Source organism: Janthinobacterium sp. EB271-G4-7A, assembly GCF_020858075.1.
GTDB lineage: Bacteria > Pseudomonadota > Gammaproteobacteria > Burkholderiales > Burkholderiaceae_D > Janthinobacterium > Janthinobacterium lividum.
This window is the reverse complement of sequence record NZ_JACYMI010000001.1, coordinates 186010-204628: the sequence shown is the minus strand read 5'-3', so window position 1 is coordinate 204628 and position 18619 is coordinate 186010. Positions and strand designations below refer to the sequence as shown.

24 protein-coding genes are annotated in these 18619 nt (G+C 58.9%); 19 read left to right on the top strand and 5 right to left on the bottom strand.

Going from position 1 to position 18619, the window contains the following annotated elements:
• Window position 1 precedes the first annotated feature (1 nt).
• The 9 genes from IGS58_RS00935 to IGS58_RS00895 are packed head-to-tail and all read left to right on the top strand — an operon-like array spanning window position 2 to window position 7991.
• A complete protein-coding gene (locus IGS58_RS00935; protein ID WP_230520443.1) occupies window positions 2–511 on the top strand; it encodes a hypothetical protein in 510 nt (169 codons plus the stop codon).
• Between the two features lie 30 nt (window positions 512–541).
• Window positions 542–1717, top strand: a complete 1176-nt coding sequence (locus IGS58_RS00930) for a phage tail sheath protein (protein WP_230520442.1) — start codon at window positions 542–544, stop codon at window positions 1715–1717.
• Between the two features lie 59 nt (window positions 1718–1776).
• On the top strand, window positions 1777–2286 hold the full coding sequence (locus IGS58_RS00925) for a phage major tail tube protein (protein ID WP_230520441.1): 510 nt from the start codon (window positions 1777–1779) through the stop codon (window positions 2284–2286).
• A gap of 36 nt (window positions 2287–2322) precedes the next feature.
• Entirely contained in the window at window positions 2323–2631 is a 309-nt protein-coding gene (locus IGS58_RS00920; protein WP_230520440.1) for a phage tail assembly protein, read from the top strand.
• 8 nt (window positions 2632–2639) lie between these two features.
• Window positions 2640–2753, top strand: coding sequence for a GpE family phage tail protein (locus IGS58_RS00915; RefSeq protein WP_071650284.1), 114 nt, complete (start codon window positions 2640–2642; stop codon window positions 2751–2753).
• Window positions 2754–5840 carry a phage tail protein gene (locus IGS58_RS00910; protein WP_230520439.1) on the top strand — a complete coding sequence of 1029 codons (3087 nt, stop codon included), beginning with the start codon at window positions 2754–2756 and terminating at the stop codon, window positions 5838–5840.
• A 15-nt stretch (window positions 5841–5855) separates the two neighbouring features.
• A complete protein-coding gene (locus IGS58_RS00905; protein WP_230520438.1) occupies window positions 5856–6464 on the top strand; it encodes a phage tail protein in 609 nt (202 codons plus the stop codon).
• A complete protein-coding gene (locus IGS58_RS00900) occupies window positions 6461–7738 on the top strand; it encodes a phage late control D family protein (protein ID WP_230520437.1) in 1278 nt (425 codons plus the stop codon). Before IGS58_RS00905 ends, IGS58_RS00900 begins: the two co-directional genes overlap by 4 nt.
• A 22-nt stretch (window positions 7739–7760) precedes the next feature.
• Window positions 7761–7991 (top strand): hypothetical protein, encoded by a 231-nt coding sequence (locus IGS58_RS00895; protein WP_230520436.1) that lies wholly within the window; start codon window positions 7761–7763, stop codon window positions 7989–7991.
• Window positions 7992–8151: 160 nt separating this feature from the next.
• Here IGS58_RS00895 and IGS58_RS00890 read toward each other — a convergent pair whose 3' ends face one another.
• The 3 genes from IGS58_RS00890 to IGS58_RS00880 all read right to left on the bottom strand — a co-directional run bounded on the left by IGS58_RS00890 (window position 8152) and on the right by IGS58_RS00880 (window position 10468).
• Window positions 8152–8961, bottom strand: a complete 810-nt coding sequence (locus IGS58_RS00890) for a hypothetical protein (RefSeq protein ID WP_230520435.1) — start codon at window positions 8959–8961, stop codon at window positions 8152–8154.
• A gap of 177 nt (window positions 8962–9138) precedes the next feature.
• A complete protein-coding gene (locus tag IGS58_RS00885; protein ID WP_230520434.1) occupies window positions 9139–9618 on the bottom strand; it encodes a hypothetical protein in 480 nt (159 codons plus the stop codon).
• Between the two features lie 412 nt (window positions 9619–10030).
• Window positions 10031–10468 carry a helix-turn-helix domain-containing protein gene (locus IGS58_RS00880; RefSeq protein ID WP_230520433.1) on the bottom strand — a complete coding sequence of 146 codons (438 nt, stop codon included), beginning with the start codon at window positions 10466–10468 and terminating at the stop codon, window positions 10031–10033.
• A 313-nt stretch (window positions 10469–10781) separates the two neighbouring features.
• Between IGS58_RS00880 and IGS58_RS00875 the strand changes: the two genes are divergently transcribed.
• The 10 genes from IGS58_RS00875 to IGS58_RS00830 all read left to right on the top strand — a co-directional run bounded on the left by IGS58_RS00875 (window position 10782) and on the right by IGS58_RS00830 (window position 16515).
• Entirely contained in the window at window positions 10782–10979 is a 198-nt protein-coding gene (locus IGS58_RS00875) for a hypothetical protein (protein ID WP_034745824.1), read from the top strand.
• A gap of 230 nt (window positions 10980–11209) precedes the next feature.
• Complete coding sequence (locus IGS58_RS00870; RefSeq protein ID WP_071079002.1) at window positions 11210–11473, top strand: ogr/Delta-like zinc finger family protein; 264 nt, start codon at window positions 11210–11212, stop codon at window positions 11471–11473.
• Window positions 11474–11593: 120 nt separating this feature from the next.
• On the top strand, window positions 11594–11995 hold the full coding sequence (locus IGS58_RS00865) for a hypothetical protein (RefSeq protein WP_230520432.1): 402 nt from the start codon (window positions 11594–11596) through the stop codon (window positions 11993–11995).
• A gap of 101 nt (window positions 11996–12096) precedes the next feature.
• Window positions 12097–12450, top strand: a complete 354-nt coding sequence (locus IGS58_RS00860; protein WP_034745810.1) for a hypothetical protein — start codon at window positions 12097–12099, stop codon at window positions 12448–12450.
• Window positions 12440–14278, top strand: a complete 1839-nt coding sequence (locus IGS58_RS00855) for a replication endonuclease (RefSeq protein WP_230520431.1) — start codon at window positions 12440–12442, stop codon at window positions 14276–14278. The genes IGS58_RS00860 and IGS58_RS00855 overlap by 11 nt, the downstream gene beginning before the upstream one ends.
• On the top strand, window positions 14275–14427 hold the full coding sequence (locus IGS58_RS00850; RefSeq protein WP_230520430.1) for a hypothetical protein: 153 nt from the start codon (window positions 14275–14277) through the stop codon (window positions 14425–14427). Before IGS58_RS00855 ends, IGS58_RS00850 begins: the two co-directional genes overlap by 4 nt.
• Window positions 14421–14660: a hypothetical protein gene (locus tag IGS58_RS00845; RefSeq protein WP_230520429.1), complete on the top strand. Its 240-nt coding sequence runs from the start codon at window positions 14421–14423 to the stop codon at window positions 14658–14660. The genes IGS58_RS00850 and IGS58_RS00845 overlap by 7 nt, the downstream gene beginning before the upstream one ends.
• A complete protein-coding gene (locus IGS58_RS00840) occupies window positions 14657–15271 on the top strand; it encodes a hypothetical protein (protein WP_230520428.1) in 615 nt (204 codons plus the stop codon). Before IGS58_RS00845 ends, IGS58_RS00840 begins: the two co-directional genes overlap by 4 nt.
• A gap of 10 nt (window positions 15272–15281) precedes the next feature.
• Window positions 15282–15506: a DUF4224 domain-containing protein gene (locus tag IGS58_RS00835; RefSeq protein WP_230520427.1), complete on the top strand. Its 225-nt coding sequence runs from the start codon at window positions 15282–15284 to the stop codon at window positions 15504–15506.
• Between the two features lie 19 nt (window positions 15507–15525).
• Window positions 15526–16515, top strand: coding sequence for a tyrosine-type recombinase/integrase (locus IGS58_RS00830; protein ID WP_230520426.1), 990 nt, complete (start codon window positions 15526–15528; stop codon window positions 16513–16515).
• Between the two features lie 57 nt (window positions 16516–16572).
• Here the strand turns inward: IGS58_RS00830 and IGS58_RS00825 are convergent, their stop codons facing one another.
• The gene (locus IGS58_RS00825) at window positions 16573–17247 is read right to left on the bottom strand and encodes an Eco29kI family restriction endonuclease (protein ID WP_230520425.1); all 675 of its coding nucleotides are present in this window, start codon (window positions 17245–17247) and stop codon (window positions 16573–16575) included.
• Window positions 17244–18464 (bottom strand): DNA cytosine methyltransferase, encoded by a 1221-nt coding sequence (locus tag IGS58_RS00820; protein WP_230520424.1) that lies wholly within the window; start codon window positions 18462–18464, stop codon window positions 17244–17246. Before IGS58_RS00820 ends, IGS58_RS00825 begins: the two co-directional genes overlap by 4 nt.
• Window positions 18465–18619: the final 155 nt, after the last annotated feature.

Sequence of the window (18619 nt, the reverse complement as noted above, 5' to 3'; positions counted from 1 at the left end):
CATGACAATGCTCTATTCCAACAAGGTCCGTGGCTTCTTTCCGGCGGACATGCAAGCCGCGTATGAAGCGGCTGGCACCTGGCCGGCCGATGGCGTCGAGGTCACGCCCGAGGATGAAGCCATGCTGCGCGAGGCCATCAGCGCCGGTGCGACCATCCGTAAAAAATCCGGCGGCAAGTGGGACATCGCCGCGCCGCCGCCGTTGCCCTTTGCCGTGCTGGCCGCCCCATACCTGGCCAGCGTGCGCCAGACGCGCGACGCGATCCTCAACCGCCTGGCCGGCATCGGCTTTGCCGCCATGGCCGACGGCGACGCCGGCACCGTGCAAACCATCGCGGCGGCGCGCGCCTGGTTGCTCGACATCACCATCTGTCCGATGGTTGCCGCCGCGCAGGACATCGAGGCGCTGCAAGCGGCCGTCAACGCCGAATACGCGCGCGTCGCCGCCACCCTGTCCGGCGAGGCGCGGCGCGCCTTCGATGATACCGCCGGCATGGCATCCACCCAGTAACGCCCATTCACCACTCACTAGGAGAGCCACATGGCCACCGACTACCACCATGGCGTGCGCGTCATTGAAATCAACGAGGGTTCGCGCCCCATCCGCACCGTCTCCACGGCCGTGCTGGGCCTGATCGCCACGGCCGACGATGCCGACGCGGCCGCCTTCCCGCTGAATAAACCCGTGCTCGTCACCAACGTGCTGGCCGCCATGGGCAAGGCCGGCAAGAGCGGCACCCTGTACCGCGTGCTGAAAGCGATTGCCGCGCAGACCAAACCCCTGACCGTCGTGGTACGCGTGGCCGAAGGCGAGACGGAGGCCGAGACCACCAGCAACGCCGTGGGCGGCGTGTCGCCGGACGGCCAGTACCTGGGCGCCCAGGCGCTGCTGGCCGCGCAAAGCAAGCTGGGCGTGAAACCGCGCATCCTGGGCGCGCCAGGACTGGACACCCAAGCAGTGGCCAATGCCCTAGCCAGCGTGGCGCAGCGCCTGCGCGGCTTTGCCTATGCGTCGGCCTACGGCTGTGCCACCGCCACGGAAGCCATCACCTACCGTGGCCAGTTCGGCCAGCGCGAACTGATGCTCATCTGGCCGGATTTTGTGAACTGGGATACGGCCACCGACGAGGAAGCCAGCATTTCCGCTGTCGCCTACGCCATGGGGCTGCGCGCCAAGATCGACGAGGAAACGGGCTGGCACAAAACGCTGTCCAACGTGGTCGTGAATGGCCCGACCGGCATCACCAAGGACGTATTTTTCGACCTGCAAGACCCGGCCACCGATGCCGGCGTGCTCAACGCCAAGGAAGTGACCACCCTGATCAACATGGGCGGTTACCGCTTCTGGGGTTCGCGCACCTGCGAGGCGCCGGGCGGCTTCTTCTATTTCGAAAGCTATACGCGCACGGCCCAGGTGCTGGCCGACACCATCGCCGAGGCGCATTTCACCTTTGTCGATCTGCCCTTGCATCCGTCCCTGGTGCGCGACCTGCTGGAAAGCATCAATGCCAAGTTCCGCGACTTGAAACTGCAGGGCTACATCATCGACGGCCATGCCTGGTATGACGAGCAATACAACGACAAGACAGGGCTGAAAGACGGCAAGCTGGCCATCGATTACGACTACACCCCCGTGCCGCCGCTGGAAAACCTGAAATTCCAGCAGCGCATTACCGACCGCTACCTGGCCGACTTCGCCTCGCGTATCGCCGCATAAGCATCCAATGACTACCCTGCCCGCGCTAGCGCGGGCGCAACTGAACAACGGAGAACGATATGGGCCTGCCCCGCAAACTGAAAAACTTCAACCTGTTTCAAAACGGCGTGTCCTTCATGGGCATGGTGCCGGAAGTCACCTTGCCCAAACTCAGCCGCAAGATGGAAGAGTACCGCGCCGGCGGCATGAGCGGCCCCGTGTCGGTGGACTTCGGCAACGAGGCGCTGTCGCTGGAATGGAGCGGCGGCGGCCTGATCGCCGAAGCCCTGAAACAGTACGGCGCGCACACGCACGGCGCCGTGCAACTGCGCTTTGCCGGCGCTTACCAGAACGACGATGACGGCAGCGTCGCCGCCGTCGAGGTCGTCGTGCGCGGCCGCTACAAGGAAATCGACATGGGCGCAGCCAAGATGGGCGACGACACCACCCACAAATACACGATGGCTTGCAGCTACTACAAGCTGATGATCGACGGCGCCACCGTCATCGAACTGGACTTCATGAGCGGCACCGAGAACTTCGGCGGCGGCGACACGAATGCCGCCATCCGCAAGGCCAGCGGCCTGTAATCCCCTTTTTACTCACCACCCTACAAGGACAACACCATGCACAACGATACCCAAAACCAAGCCGTCATCGAACTGGACGAACCAATCAAACGCGGCGACACCTTCATCAACTCGCTGACCGTACGCAAGCCCAAGGCGGGCGCCCTGCGCGGCATTTCCCTGATCGAGCTGGCCAACCTGAACGTGTCGGCCCTGCAGATCGTGCTGCCGCGCATCACCGAACCGACCTTGACCGCACACGACATCGCCAACATGGACCCGGCCGATCTGCTGGCCGTGGGCGCCGAGGTTGCCGGTTTTTTGGCGAGCAAAGCCGATCGCCTTTCGGTATCCCCGGCGAAGTAGAAGACGCCATGGCCGACATTGCCGGCGTCTTCCACTGGACGCCGGCAGCGATGGACGGTTTTACGATTGATGAACTGATGGCCTGGCGCGAACGCGCCCGGCAGCGAAGCGGAGCGGAATAGATGGCTGGTCGGGATTTGAAGTTACAGGTGGTATTTGCGGCACTGGACAAGATCAGCGGCCCGCTGAAAAAAATCATGGGCGGTTCCAGCGATACGGCCAAGGCCTTGAAGGCCACCAGCGACCGCCTGCGCGAACTGAATGCACAGCAAAAGAACATCAGCAAATTCCGCGAGCTGCACAGTGGCCTGGATGCGACCCGCACCAAGCTGGAAGCGGCCCAGCAGAAATTGGCCAGCCTGGCCACCAAAATGAAACAGGTGGAAAACCCGACGCGCGCCATGACGCGCGAGTTTAACGCCGCCGTCAAAGCGGCCAGCGCCTTGAAGACCGCCGGCCAGCAGCAAGCCCAGCAACTGCAGGTCATGCGCGAGCGCCTGGCGGGCGCTGGCATCGGCACCAAAGACCTGGCCAACCACGAACGCACCTTGCGCCGCGAGATCGAGGCCACCAACAAAACCATGACGCTGCAGCAGCAGAAGCTGGCCAACGCGGCCGCCAAGCAGCAGCACGTCACCAATGCCACCCAGCACGCCGACAAGCTGCGCAACAAGGCGGGCAATCTGGCCATGGCCGGCGCAGGCGCAACTGCCACGGGCGCCGTGCTGGGCGCGCCCGTCGTCAAGGGGCTGAACGAGGCCAAGCACTATCAAACAGAAGTGGGCCGCGTCAACGCGCTGGGCCTGGGCGACAAGGTATCAGCCGAGGCCGTCGCCTTCGCGCGCAACATGAAGACCTACGGCACCAGCCAGCTCGACAACCTGCAGTTGATGCGCGACGGTATGAGCGCCTTTGCCGACGTGCACCACGCGGAAATGGTTGCCCCTACCCTGGCCAAGATGAAGTTTGCCAATCACGCCTTCTTTGGCGAGGCCGAAGGCGCCGACAACGAACGCAAGTTCATGGACATGCTCAAGGTGATCGAGCTGCGCGGTGGCCTGGAGAGCAAGGAAAAGTTCGAAGCCCAGGCCAATATCGTGCAGCAGGTCATCACCGCCACGGGCGGGCGCGTCGGTCCGAATGAATGGCTGAACATGATCAAGACGGGCGGCATTGCCGCCAAAGGCTTGAAAGATGACGCCTTTTACTACCAGATGGAACCGCTGGTACAGGAAATGAGCGGCAACCGCGTCGGCACGTCCCTGATGAGCGCCTACCAGAACTTGTACCAGGGCCGCACGACGAAGCGCTCAGCCAGGAAGCTGGAAGAGTTCGGCCTGATCGGCGACAAAAGCAAGGTCAAGCACGATAAGGCGGGGCAAGTTTCCTTCCTCGACCCCGGCGCGCTGCTGGGCGCGGAACTGTTCCGCGAAAACCAGTTCGAATGGCTGGAAAAGGTGCTGTTGCCGCAACTGGCCAAGAAGGGCATCACGGAAAAGAAACAGGTGCTCGACGCCATCGGTAGCATCTTTTCCAACCGCACCGCGTCGAACCTGTATTCGCAGATGTATTTGCAGCGCGTGCAGATTCACAAGAACGAAAAGCTCAACCGTGGCGCCGCCGATATCGGCAAGCTGGAAAAGCTGGGCCGCGACTCGGCCGCCGGCAAGGAACTGGAAGCGCAGTCGAAGCTGGCCAACCTCAAGCTGACCATGGGCGAAAAAATCCTGCCGCTGTATGCGCAAGGGCTGGAACTGGCCATCAGCGCCGTGCAGCGCCTGAATGGTTTCATGGAGCGCAACCCGACCGTGGCCAAGGTCATGATTACCGCCTTTGCCGTGCTGGCCGGTCTGCTGCTGGTGCTGGGGCCGCTGATGCTGGGCATTGCCGCCATGATCGGCCCGTATGCCATGTTGCACGTCATGTTCGCCAAGATGGGCGTGACCGGCGGCGTGCTCACGCCCATCCTGCGCAACCTGGGCGGTGCCTTCATGTGGGCCGGCCGCGCCGTGCTGTGGCTGGGCCGTGCCCTTCTGATGACCCCGATTGGCATTGCCATCACGGTCATTGCCGGCGCCGCCTTCCTGATCTACAAATACTGGGAGCCGATCAAGGGTTTCTTTGGCGGCCTGTGGTCAGACGTCAAGGCGGCATTTGCCGGCGGCTTTACCGGCATCAATAGCCTGATCGCCGACTGGTCACCGCTGGGTCTGTTCTATCGCGCCTTCGCGGGCGTGCTGGGCTGGTTCGGCATCGCTCTGCCGGCCAGGTTCACCGACTTTACCGCCGACATCCGGGGCCGCTTCGCCAAGGGTCTGGCGCCGCTGGCTGGCTTCTTTACCGGCATCTGGTCGCAGATCAAGACAGCCTTTGCCGGCGGCATTGGCGGCGTCAGCGCCCTGATCGCCAACTGGACACCGCTCGCCCTGTTCTATCGCGCCTTTGCGGGCGTGCTGGGCTGGTTCGGCATCACGCTGCCGGCCAAGTTCACCGACTTCGGCGCCAGCATCCTGCAGCGCATTACCGCATCCTGGGCGCCTATTTCCGCCTTCTTTGCCGATATCTGGTCGCGCCTGCGCACCGTTTGCGCGGGCGGCATGGGCAACATCACGGCCCTGATTATCAACTGGTCACCCGTCGGCGTGTTTTACCAGGCGTTCGCGGGCGTCATGAGCTGGTTCGGCATCAAGCTGCCGGCCCAGTTCACCGAGTTTGGCGCCAACATCCTGCGCGGCCTGGTCAACGGCATTACCGGCTCGATGGGCGCCGTCAAGGAGGCCATCAGCAATGCCGGTTCCAGCACTATTGCCTGGTTCAAGGAAAAGCTGGGGATCCACAGCCCGAGCCGCGTGTTTGCCCAGCTCGGCGACTACACCATGCAAGGCCTGGCCGTGGGACTGGACCGCAGCGAGGGCGCGCCGATTGCCAAGGTATCCGGCCTGGCGCAGCGCCTGACGCAACTGGGCGCCGGCATCGCCATCGGTACGGCAACCGCCCTGCCGGCCAGCGCCTTCGACACGCGCGCGCCGCTGGCACAAGGCGGGTTCGGCGCCGGTATGACCATCCAGGGCGACAAGATCGAAATCACCTTCCACGTGCAGGCCGGCACCGATCCCCAGGCCATCGCGCGCGCCGTGAGCGTGGCGCTCGATCAGCGCGACCGCGAAAAGGCGGCGCGCATCCGCTCGTCCCTGCGCGACCACGATTAAGAAAGAAACACCACCATGATGATGATTTTAGGAATGTTCGTGTTCAGCCTGCCGACCCTGGCGTATCACGAGCTGCAGCGGCAAACGGAATGGAAGCACGCCAGCACGGCCCGCGTGGGCCTGCGCGACGCGCACCAGTACGTGGGGCCGGGGGACGACACGATTACCCTGTCGGGCTGGGTGGCGCCGGAACTGACCGGCTCCCTGTACTCGCTCGATGCGCTGCGCATGATGGCCGACACGGGCAAATCGTGGATTTTGATCCAGGGCACGGGCCGCATTCTCGGCTCCTACCGCATCACCAGCATGACCGAGGGCCGCAGCATCCTGGACGGCAGCGGCGGCGCGCGCCGCGTCGAGTTCTCGATTGCGCTCAAGCGCGACGACGACGGTGTGCTGGCCATGGTCGGACTGGGCGACATCGGCGACCTGAAAAACATGCTCAGCATCGACGGCATGACCAGCAGCATCGCCGGCGCGGCCAAGAATGCCGTGGGCAGCGTCGTGGGCAATGTGATCGGCGGCATCACGTCGAAATACGGCGGCGTGGTCAGCGAAATGAAAGACAAGATCGGCGGCAGCATCAGCGGCGCCATCGGCAGCGCGGCGGACAAATTCAAATGAGCGAGCACATCCCCGCCTTCAAGGTCAGCATCGAGGACAAGGATTTGACGGCCATCGTTTCGCCGCGGCTGATTAATCTGACACTGACCCTGTGCCGTGGCGACGAGAGCGACCAGCTCGACATTTCCCTGGACGACAGCGACGGCAAGCTGGCCCTGCCGCCGCGCGGCGCGCAGATCGCCCTGGCGCTGGGCTGGCAAGCCACCGGCCTGGTGGATATGGGCAAGTTCACCGTGGACGAGGTGGAGCACAGCGGCGCGCCCGACACCATCACCCTGCGCGCCAGGTCGGCCAACCTGATCGACACGTTCAAACAGCAGCAGGAACACAGCTTTCACAAGACCACCCTGGGCGCCATCATCGAGGCGATTGCCTTCCGCAACGAGCTGGCGTCGGGCGTCTCGTCGCGCCTGCGCGATACCGCCATCGAGCATATCGACCAGACCCACGAAAGCGATGCGGCCTTCCTGCGCCGGCTGGGCAGGAAATTCGACGCCGTGGCCACCGTCAAGAACGACACCCTGCTCTTCATCCCCATCAACCAGAGCCGCACCGCCAGCGGCAAGGCCCTGCCCGTCATCCCCATCACGCGCGCCCTGGGCGACGGCCACCGCTACCACAGCGCCGAAAGCGACGCCTACACGGGCGTGCGCGCCTTCTGGCATGACGAGCGCTACGCCCGTCGCCGCAGCGTGGTGGCGGGCGTGCCAGGCAACAGCAAGCGCCTGCGCACCACCTTCGCCAACGAAACGGATGCGCGCGCGGCGGCAGTGGCCGAATGGCAGCGCATCCTGCGCGGCCTGGCCACCTTTGAAATGAGCCTGGCCCTGGGCAACCCGGCCGTGTTCCCGCAATCGCCCGTGACGGTGACAGGCTTCAAGCCCGAGATCGACGCCACCGAATGGCTATCGGTCAAGGTCACGCACAGCTTAGGCGGCAACGGCTTTACCACGCGTGTGGAATTCGAAACGAAGACGGAGGCGGTCGAGGCCGAGCGCGAGGAAGAGAAAGACCCGGACGAAGGTATCACGGGCGTGGTGGCAAGGTGGAAGGACGTGGCGGCGAAGAAGAAAAAATCGGGGCAGGAGCAGGCCGGCGCCAAAGGCCAGCTCAAGACGCTGGAGCATCTTTACAAGAGCAGGCAGGCCGCGAAGCGGGCGGTAATACACGGGTGGCAACATATACAGGAGGTGCGCGATATCATCAGAGAGAACAGCGAGGAACCTTGGACGCCTAGAAAAAACGAATCAAGTCACGCAAAAAAAACAATATGAAATTATTCACATCGAGGACAACATGAGCGGCAGCACGCAGAACAAAGATTGGGAATTAGCGGAGCAGGAGGAAGGTCAAATCCGTAACCATATTCATGACCAGATTCGTGGCGTAAGCGACCAACGACGGTCAAAGGAAATCTGGCTACGGATTCTAAGCCTGGCCAGCCAAGAGTGTATTGCCAACGCGCTAAGCGAACAGTTAAGCCACTTCAACTATCAGGAAGTCGCATACATACGCACAGGAAACTGAAACTAACATGTAATGGTTCATCAGTTTTCACTCCAAAGCGACAGTTGAGAGGCCAAAAACGGAATTTCTTCCTTGCTGTTACGCGGCGGTACTAGGCGCACACTGGAACGATTTTTTTTAGTTAAAAAATAAACAATAAACAATAAACAATAAACAATAATTATTTGCCTGGGCAGGGCGTTCTTGTGCCATCTGCATAGCGGATAAATCCATCCCAACTTACACCAATGAATACTGGACTACCCTCTTTTCGCGATATAACGAGAGCACCAGGGTGATAGAGATGCTTAAGACCATTTGTGGAGAAACGTGTAGCCAACTCTGAAATTTGGCCAGCCTCTAGCATTTTTGGTAGATCAGTATGTAACGAAACAAGAAAGGGCATGCCATGAACTGCCACGTAAGCCCCAACAAGAATCTTTCCTAGATGCGTACGCATGAATAGCGGCATGAACGATACGCTACCAGATGCACGATGCCCTGGATCTATTCCATCAACGCTGTAAAAACCAAGTCTGTCCGGAACTGGCTCAAGTCCGAAAATTGCCCGAGTGATACTCGGAGACGGCTGCCATTTTATTGGCGCGGCCCAACCTGCTGCCGCATTGTTTATGACAGTCTTTAGAAGCCATCTTTCAAGGAGTTCGCCCTTAACAAAAATGCGACCTTCAAAATTCTTGTCATTAGCTTCAGCTTGAAATCGCGCAATTCTCCCAATAGTTTCATCCAATGGGCTTAGAAGAGAATTATGATGCCTGCATAGAATATTTGACTTCTCTGCACCACGCGTAGGGGCCCCATTTTTTATACGTTTCACCCCCTCAACTATGATAGGACATGAGCAGCCGGCCTTAAATATTGCACTACTGAAAACGTGTTCGCCTGACATTCCATCACAACCGCCCAACGAATTTGCCCAGCACTTTGAGGTTGTTTTTGTATAATTTACTTTAGAGTCCAAAGCATTCAAGATTTGCCTCCTAGCGCGTTAAATATCACAAATTACCAACCAAACATGATAGGCCCTATACGTATTAAAGTTTCCGCAAGATTAACATTTAGCTCGCTTTATGCTCATTACAGTGTGCCTTGAACACCCTTTAATGCGAAGGCGAACCGGTGCTTCCTCCTCAAAGAGTAACCTGGACTATGAATTCTTTTCGATCTGCCTTTCAACTTCTTTGATCAGTGCATTTAGTTCGTTACCCATGGGCTGCGGGGCTGGCGTTTGTATCCCATTAATTCCTTTTGAATACCTCAAAGCATATGGGGAGCAGTGCGCTTCGCTAAGCACAGTGAGCCATGGTGGCGGTGTTTTGTCGATGGATAGTCCCTCTTTCGCGGCCAGACACCAAAGTGCAGCAAGATTGTGGCGTAGGTGCGGGTTTTTTGTAAGGCGTTCGTCGTCGCCACTTCGCGATAGAAACGCTTTCAGCCCGCACTCAGCAGCTTGCGCGGAAAGAAATGCAAGTGAAATGGCATTACCTGGCGTCTCATTGGAAAGAATCTTGGCACCGATCAGAAAATTTATCGCCATTCCAAGATAAGCAAATGGTACTTTTGGCGCTCCGACGACGTAGGACGGCATTGTGATTTGCCCGTTGCCGGATATGATTGGTGGCTGCATGATGGCACCTCGCATTATTATGCAGATATGACAGTCGCCTAGGAACTGATGGCGAACAATGTCCCAAAATTATACAAGCCACTTCAATTTTCAATACGTGGCATCAGTCTAATTCTAATTGCAATACAACTAGCTCCAGCCGCCACTCACCCAAGTTGGCAAAGCATCAGAAGCCGCAGAGGAGCACTCGCATTTGATACCCGGCGCCGTCTCAATCACAATGCCGACCGTGAAAGCCTTCCCATCGAAATAACATGAATTTCTAATGAACCTGTTGGCCGTTGTAGCCATCACTTCACACTTATACAAGGGCCAGCAGCAGGCAAAAGCCAGTGTGAAAAATGCGGCAATTTGCAGTCTCCCAATTCGCCTTACTAGCGAAAACTGCCTCTTCTGCCACGATTTCCGTTGGTCATTTTTTTTTACGGCCCATGTTGATCGTCTGCGGCGCAGTGATATCCCCATGGATCTGTTGGCCAACCTTACCGTGGACAATTAATTGCGTTTGCCTATCGGTGATCTTGGGCGTCGTGACTAATGGGACATCAGACATTCCCTCAACCATACCAAGCAATCGGAGCTTACCGCGCAAATCCAGGCTGCGAAATCCACGCAATAGCTCACCTTCTTCGTCGGACAAATCTGCGCCGGATGGAGTTCCATGCAATAAATAATGAGAATCGACGCCAGCACTGCAAACAGCAATTAAGTAATCGGAGTCGGGCTTACGCGCACCACTCTCATAATTTAACTGAGTGTCCTTGGTCACCCCTGCTATCGCAGCAAATTTTTCCTGACTAAGCCCCAGCCGCTTACGCTCAGCGCGCAAGCGATCCTTAAAATAAGACATATGACCACTCTTTACGTTGACATGTGGACGTTTGTCCACTATATTTACGTCATTACCATGTGACGTATACAAATCATATCCTATGACATCTACCGCTCCAGTTACGCGCCAGCCGAAGAACCCACTTTCGCAGCCAATCCCGATTCGCTTGCTCCCTCCTGAGATCGAGCGCGTGGAAAAATTCGCACAGCAAGACTCCCGCTCACGCGCATCTTTTATGCGCCTGATGCTGCTACGTGGCCTGCAATCTTACGAGGCCGAACTCGAACAATTCTCCCTTGTCCATCACGCTTAACAGCACAGGAGCAGGCCCATGTATCCCGATCCAAAACGCGTCCGTAACAACCGTGTCATGGTGCGCCTTGACGAATATGAGTATGACGTCCTGGCCGCCATCGCCAATTATCAGGGCGAGGAACTGGCGCCGTTTCTGCGGCAGCTCGCGCTTCGCCAGGCGGCAATAGTGCTTGGCGACGACAACAGTGTCACCTTACCCAGCATTGCTGCCTAAATGAAGTCACCAATCAGCAACTTTTGAGCAGCCGAAAATATGCCCGACCGTTCCGTACCTGTAGAAACATGCGATGAAGACCAAGACACGTTTGAACGTGTCCGAATACAGCAGGGCTTGGACACCATCGACCAGGCTATCGAGTGGTTGATTAAGGACAACGTACGAATCGGGATTCGCAAGATGAGCGGCCGAGGCCGTGCCCTGTATCAAGTGAAGAGAAAGAACAAATGAGAGTCATCGGCCTGCCCTGCCCGCATTGCGAATACACCGTCCGCGCCGTCAAAAGCCGCACGATGTCCGCCATGTTCAAGGAAATCACCTACATGTGCCAGAACCCCGACTGTGGGCACTCCTTCGTGGCAGGCTTGGAAGTACTGCGCACCCTCTCGCTGTCGGCCATGCCCAAGCCGGATATCCGCATCCCGATGTCCCAGCATGCGCGCACGGCAGCCACCAGCCAGCTGGCCCTGGACCTGACTGCGGGCTGCTGATGACTATCCCGATCCTCGCGCCGCCGTAGCCCGGCCGCTGTAACTCCCCTCTTTTGCTGTGACCTGCAGCGCTCCTTTATGAGCGTGCGGGATTCGTTCAACCTGAAATAAGGAAAACCGATGGAAAACACGCTGCACGCCACCAGTCATGCCGACAAATCCATGGCATCAAGCACGATCCGCCCGACCTTGCAAAATTGCATTGTCCCCGTGGCACCAACGTGTTTTTTGCTGCAAGCCAGCGCTGGCATCGGCATCGCGGCGCTGACCGCCCACATTCATGAGATTGCAAAGACCTATCACGCCTACGGGGCGACCAATCTGACCTTCATCGTCAGCGATGCGCAGGCACTGGAGCGTGACGGCTTTTTCGCGCCAGCCAAGCAACGCGCCCTGGTCGGCAAGCTGCCCATCGAGGTGAACTACATTTTCGCCACTGAAGCGGGTTCCCGGCACTGCTGCGGCGCATCGCACACGCTCCCGTACTGGGCAGAACATTTTCTCAAGGCAGGGGCACGCTGATGCTGCGCCTGGCCAAAACCTGCGGTCTCTGGCTGCTGTCGCTCCTGATCGTCATTACCCCTGACGTGCTGCGGGCCATCGGCGCCATCAAGGACTGAACCATGCCGGCGTCCCTTATCGACAATCACCTGTCCTTCCAGCCTGCGGCCGAGATTTTGGCAGCACGCGACAAGGACATGCCGACGCCACCAGGCGCCGGGCATGCGCTGGCCGCCATCGCCGAAGCCAAGGCCCAGCTACGCAGCATCAAGCCGCGCAACCTGGCGCCCTTCATGGCCCAGGCCTGGGGATTGTCGCCGCGTGGCGCGCGCCGTTCCGTGTTGATCGCCGCCGGCATGGACGCCGACCGCTGGGAATCGCCCATCCACTCATTTACCGAGGAAGAGCGCATCGAGCTGCGCGCCGCCACCTCTGCCGCTATCCGTGTGTACGAAAGACTGTTGAATGCAATCTAAACAAATCCTGCTGCCAGCCCCGCAGCGTCACGAAGCTTTTTTGCGATCCGCCCAGTTCGCGCCCGAGCTGGCCCGCATTCCGTTCAAGTGGCGCAACCGCGTCATCAACGCGGCCATGGCCAAGATGGCCTGGTCTTCCTGGTACAAAGTCTATGAGTCCGTCGCCACCGGCTTTGTGCGCGAGTTCGCCGAACAGTACGTGCCGGCCGGCGTCGACCTGTCGCAAAGCGATGCGGACATCGTGGCCACCGCTGAGCGTGCGGCCGATGGCGTCACCAAAATGCTGTGGATGGCCGTGTCCGACACGCACGCCCTGCAGATCATGGAAGACGAATGCGCCTCGTATGGCATCGAGCTGCCCGAATTCGACGCGCTGACCGACACCATCGCCCGCCTGGTAGACGCGCGATGGTGGCGCCGCCAACTGCGCAAGCGCGTCAAGCGCGCCTTTGAAGCCGGCAATATCCGACTGGGCTACGTCAACTATCGCGGCGAACCCTACGCCAGCAACGACGCCGTGCTGTCTCGCCTGGCGCAGAACCGCCGCAACGCGGCAGCGCTGGCCGCCACCCTGGTGCAGAACGAGAACGGCCAGCAATTTAGCATCGCCGAGCTGGCCGAGAAAACGACGGCGAATAAAGCCATCCGGCGCGGCGAACTGATGCTGCGCATCAACGGCTTTGAGCAGATCGCCCGCGAGTGCGGCGACCAAGGCATTTTCATCACCTGGACGTGCCCATCGCGCTTCCACGCCATGCAGCACAGCGGCAAGCCAAACGACAAGTTCGACGGCTCCACGCCACGCGAGGCCAATGCGTATTTGGGCAAGATGACATCGCTGTGCCGCTCCGCGCTGGCGCGCCGTGGTATCGGCCTGTACGGCTTTCGCATCGCCGAGCCGCACCATGACGGCTGCCCGCATTGGCATCTGCTGCTGTTCGTGCGCCCCACCGCGAAATACAAGACGACCCACCTGCAGGACGTGGCCGGCCGCGCCATCCGCATCATGAAGCGCTACGCCTGGCGCGTGGACCGTGGCGAGCCGGGTGCCTTCGCGCGCCGCCTGGACGTGAAACGCATCGACTGGGCCAAGGGCAGCGCCGCCGGCTACATCGCCAAGTACGTGGCCAAGAACATCGACGGCGTGGCCGAGCACAAGACCAAAGAAGGTTATGTCGTCACGGCCGACACCGAAGGCGATGTCGAGCTGACGCCATCGGCACGCGTCGAGTCCTGGGCCGCGTGCTGGGGCATCCGTCAATTCCAGCAATGGGGCGGTGCGCCCGTCACCGTGTGGCGCGAACTGCGCCGCATCGAGGAAAGCATGGTCAATGAAGCGCCGGCCGCCATGCGCCGCGCCTGGAATGCCGTGCAAAAGATCGACGGCGAAAAGCGCGCCTGCTGGGCCGAATACCTGCGCGCCCAGGGCGGCGCCCTGGTGCCGCGCAAGGAACTGGTCGTCACGCTGGCCAAGGACGAAAAGACCGTCATCGGCCGCTACGGCGAAACGCTGCGCACCACGCCCTACGGCGTGCGCTGCAGCGACCTGATCGGCGTGGTCTTCAAGTCCGTGCGCCATACGTGGACGCCGGTACAGGCCACAGGCGCTCGCGCGGTGGCTGTTGGGGTTGCCGTTCCTCGGACTCGTGTAAATAACTGTACGCAGACCATTCAAGTCACGCCAGAAACGCTACAGGCGCTGGCGATCCCTAACCTGCCCGACTGGGCAAAAACCGAAATTATCAACGCCTGGGCGGCAGTCGATGCCTGTCCATATCCCCGGCTGATCGTTCCCGACATCCCACCCCAGGAAGGAAATGGCACATGAGCACCTTTTCCGTGACCGTTCGCACGCAAACCGAACGCTTTGAATTTTTTGAGGTTGCCGCGTCCAGCGGCGACGTGATCGACGCCGCCATCGACCGCTTCGGCGTGTGCGGCGTTACCGCCAAACTGAAAGGAGCACCGCAATGCTGAACACCCTGACCAATTCGCCGCGGCAAATCGCCTTGGGCGACCGCGTGACATTCGATACCGATGAAGGCTACCAGGCCGGCACCGTCAACGACTTGCGCCGTGATGTGGGCAATGGCGAGTTGCACGCCTGGGTGGAACTGGACCACCAGTGGCCAGGCATGTTCCGGGCCGTGCCGCTGGCCGCCATCGAGGCGATCAAGAAGGCTGTCGCGCCTGTCGGGTGCCCAGCATGACGGCGGAACGCTCGGAACCGGCCGTGGCGGCCTTGTTCGTGCGCGCCAATTCGATCTACAAGACCATGCCGGCGGTTGACGCCTGGGACGCGGAGCGCGACGCCCGCGCCTGGCCGGGTGGCGTGCCGGTGGTGGCGCATCCGCCTTGCCGCTCCTGGGGCACGCTGCGCCACCTGGCCAAGCCGCGCCCGGACGAAAAGGAACTGGCGGTGTGGGCCGTCGCCCAGGTGCGCAAGTTCGGCGGCGTGCTTGAGCACCCGAAGCGCTCGACCCTCTGGCCACACTGCGGCTTGCCTGCGGCCGGCGAGCGGGACAAATTTGGCGGCTGGACGCTGCCGATTTTCCAAAGCTCCTTTGGTCACCGTGCAGAAAAGGCCACCCTGTTGTACATCGTCGGCTGTGCGCCGGCTCAAATACCGGCTATGCCCATCGTCCTGGGCGACGCCTCGCACGTGATCGCCGCAGCTGGCCGCAACCGCGCCGGCGAGCGGCGCCGGAAAGGTGATCCAGGCTGGCGGCCGGAATGCGGCAAGGCAGAACGCGAACACACGCCGGCCGAGCTGGCGCATTGGCTGGTGGCCCTGGCTCAACGCTGCGCTGTGCATGCATGAGGATATCCATATGAGAACTTTTCTCTCACTCGAAGAAATCTGCGCCTTGACCGGCCGAAAGATGAAAACGAAACAAATTGAGGCGCTGCGGAAGATGGGCCTCCCCTTTTGGGTCAATGCCATCGGGCGGCCGGTTGTTACGGTTGCTGCAGTAGAGGGGCGCAAGGAAGCGCCAAGGGAAAAAACATGGGTAATGCCAAGGATTAATAAAAATGGGCCGACGAAACACGCGTAACTTGAACATGCCGCCAAACATGCACCCGCGCACCCAGCGCAGCGGCAGGGTGTATTACTACATGTACACGAAAGATAAGCCACGCAAGGAAATTCCTCTTGGGCCAGACTTCATCCTGGCTCTAAAAAAATATGCTGAGCTGAACATCGTGGTAGAGCATATTGCCAACGCGACGTTCTCCGATGTGGAAACACGCTACTTGGTCGAGGCGGTCCCAAAACTCGCCGCCAGTTCTGCGCGCATGTACCGGTCAGACATCAAGCACCTGCTTGCAGCCTTTTCCGGGGCGCCGCTGGACCAGATCAAGCCAATGCACATTCGACAGTTCCTTGACGACCACGCCGACAAGCCGACCACCGCCAACCGCTGCAAACGGGTATTTTCTACCATGTGGAATCATGCGAGGGGCTGGGGCTACACGGACCTGCCGAACCCCTGCGAGGGTATCCAGGGACATTCACTGGCGAAGCGAACCGTCTACATTACGGATGCCGTGTTCTCCGCTGTACGCATGCACGGCAGCGCGCCGCTACGGGATGCGATGGACTTGGCATACTTGACTGGCCAGCGTCCGGCTGATGCGCTGCGCATGACTGAACAGGACATAATCGACGGGCACCTGATCATTACACAAGAAAAAACCAAGCAGCCGCTACGCATCACTATCACCGGTGAGCTGGCCAAGCTGATGGACCGCATCCGGGCGCGCAAGGCAACGCACAAAATCGTGACGGGCGCACTACTGACCAATATTCACGGCAAACGCCTGACCGCGCCAGCGCTTCGCACGCACTTTGATACGGCAAAAAAGCGAGCGGCCAAACATATGCCCGAGCTGGCTCAGGACATCATGGCATTTTGGTTTTACGACCTGCGCGCGAAGGCGGCCGATGATACTTCGGATGATCGTGGCGACCAAGCAGCCAGCGATCTTTTGGGACATGATAGCGTGAAGACGACACAACGCCATTACCTTCGAAGGGGAAAAATTGTGGCACCAACGAAATAGGATTAATACAGTAAACGAGTGTCCTTGGGCAAGGACACTCGATGGTCAAACTAGAACTTAAAACAGGGATGTGTTAGTTGGCTGTTGCGATGGGGCTAGTATATGGTGGCTCGCAGGGAAAGCGATCGAGCGGAAATAGTCCTCAATCTCCCCGCTAATTTGCTCCGGAGTCTCCTTCCGACACTGCAATAACGGAGCCCAGGCACGACCAGGATGTAACACATCCCATTTGGGACATAGTCCTTTGTGCCTACCACTACCAGGATTATGGTTGCCAAAACCGTCCACGAGTACATTCCACACGGGAGTAAACTTCGCAATCAATAGAGACTCACCCAGTGGAATCCAAATATCATCAACAACTAAGAAGCGACAAAAAAAGTCTTCTATACGAAGGTTGCTCGCAGCACCGATACTCTCGGCATGTTCACGTAAGCGTTTATAAAGCGCGGTGCTTCCGATCTCGCCGACTCCTCCGCCCTTCCTCGCCCCAGCCGGTACAGCCTTACCAACATAAATAGGTGCTGTGTACACTCCATCACGGTTGCGTGCAGATAAAGCCGCATACGCGGGAAAGTCTCCCATGTAATAAATTGCGTAGATACCCACGCCAACAAAAGATGTCAGTTTTGCTAAAGGAAGAGCTTGCTGTTCTAGCATTGCCTCAGCGACACTAGCGCCGAGATTTTTTTTGTCGAGGGGATTAAAAGGAATGATGTTGCCCTTACTCATGCCACGCCCTTCATCTGTACCATTTGCTCTGCCAAGTGCTTCATTTCATTACGAATCAATTTTTCTGCGACACTACGGGCAACAACGTGACCAAGAGCCACTGGCACAGCATTGCCTAATTGGCGCATCGTCTCGGACCAAGAACCGTGAAAATGAAAGCCATCGGGAAACGTTTGGATTCGAGCCGATTCACGGATGGTGAAATAACGTACGCTTCCATCAAGATTGACTAACATATTTTCACCACCAGGAACGCCATGGTCTCCTGCCTTGAGGGTCTTCGCAGGCAAATCCAACGGGCTACCAGTATGGCCAGGGTACACTTTTGCACCTGGCTGAAATTTGTGATTCGCAATCTTCTTACCTGCTGCCGTCTGTGGGTCAGGCAAACCGACAATGGCATCTCTCACTGTTCGCCAAGGGAGCGAGGCTGGTAGGTCATTTTTGGCCGCAAGTTTCTTCACCCGTGCAGCTAACGCTGCCGGCATCGTAGGACGCTTAGCGGCAGGAACATCATGCCGCTTCCAGTAATCCCCCGTAACCCATTGATCATGCAACAGCCGGTCATAGCTATGAGTCGGCCGTGGGAAGCTCCATTCAATGTTCAGGTCAGACCGAAAGCCTATGATAAAGACCCGTTCACGCTTCTGCGGGATACCGTAGTTCGCAGCGTTCACCAACGTTGCAGTGACGTTGTAGGTCAGCTTTTTTCCGCGTTGGCCGCCACTTGAACGCTGCGCTTGCAGTCTAAGAAAATGATCGAACCATTCTTCGTTCTTCCGTGAAGGAAGCTCCGGAAATTCTAGCTGAAGAAGAATATATTGATAGTAGTTTGCAAAGGTCGAGCGCGTCAGCCCCTTGACATTCTCAACAATGAACGCCTTCGGACGAAGGCGACGAATAATATCGACCGTTGCCGGAAACATGTCGCGACTATCATCATGGGCTTTGTGCTTGCCCCCCATAGAAAATGGCTGGCAAGGAGGGCCGCCTGCGACCAGATCAACCGACTCGCTAATGCCAGACCAGTCGAAGTGACGCACGTCTCCTTCGTGCAATGGCCAATCAGCGATAAGCGGATATCCACTCGCTTGGTTGTCACGCACCGTATCACAAGCCCACTTATCCCATTCAACCACTGCAAGTGGCTTAAAGCCCGCTAGACTGACGCCCATGGCAAGTCCGCCAGCGCCTGCAAAAAGCTCCACAGCCTTCATTTACCGCTCTCCGATTCCAAAAAAATTCTAATTCGCAAAGCCAGGGATCTTTGTCTCGCGCCCCCAGCTCACTAGCCCTCAGCAGAACTCTACCTTATCCGGCAGTAGGTGCCAGGTTAGGTGTGCTAGTACATTTAACACGGTTTTGTGGAGCA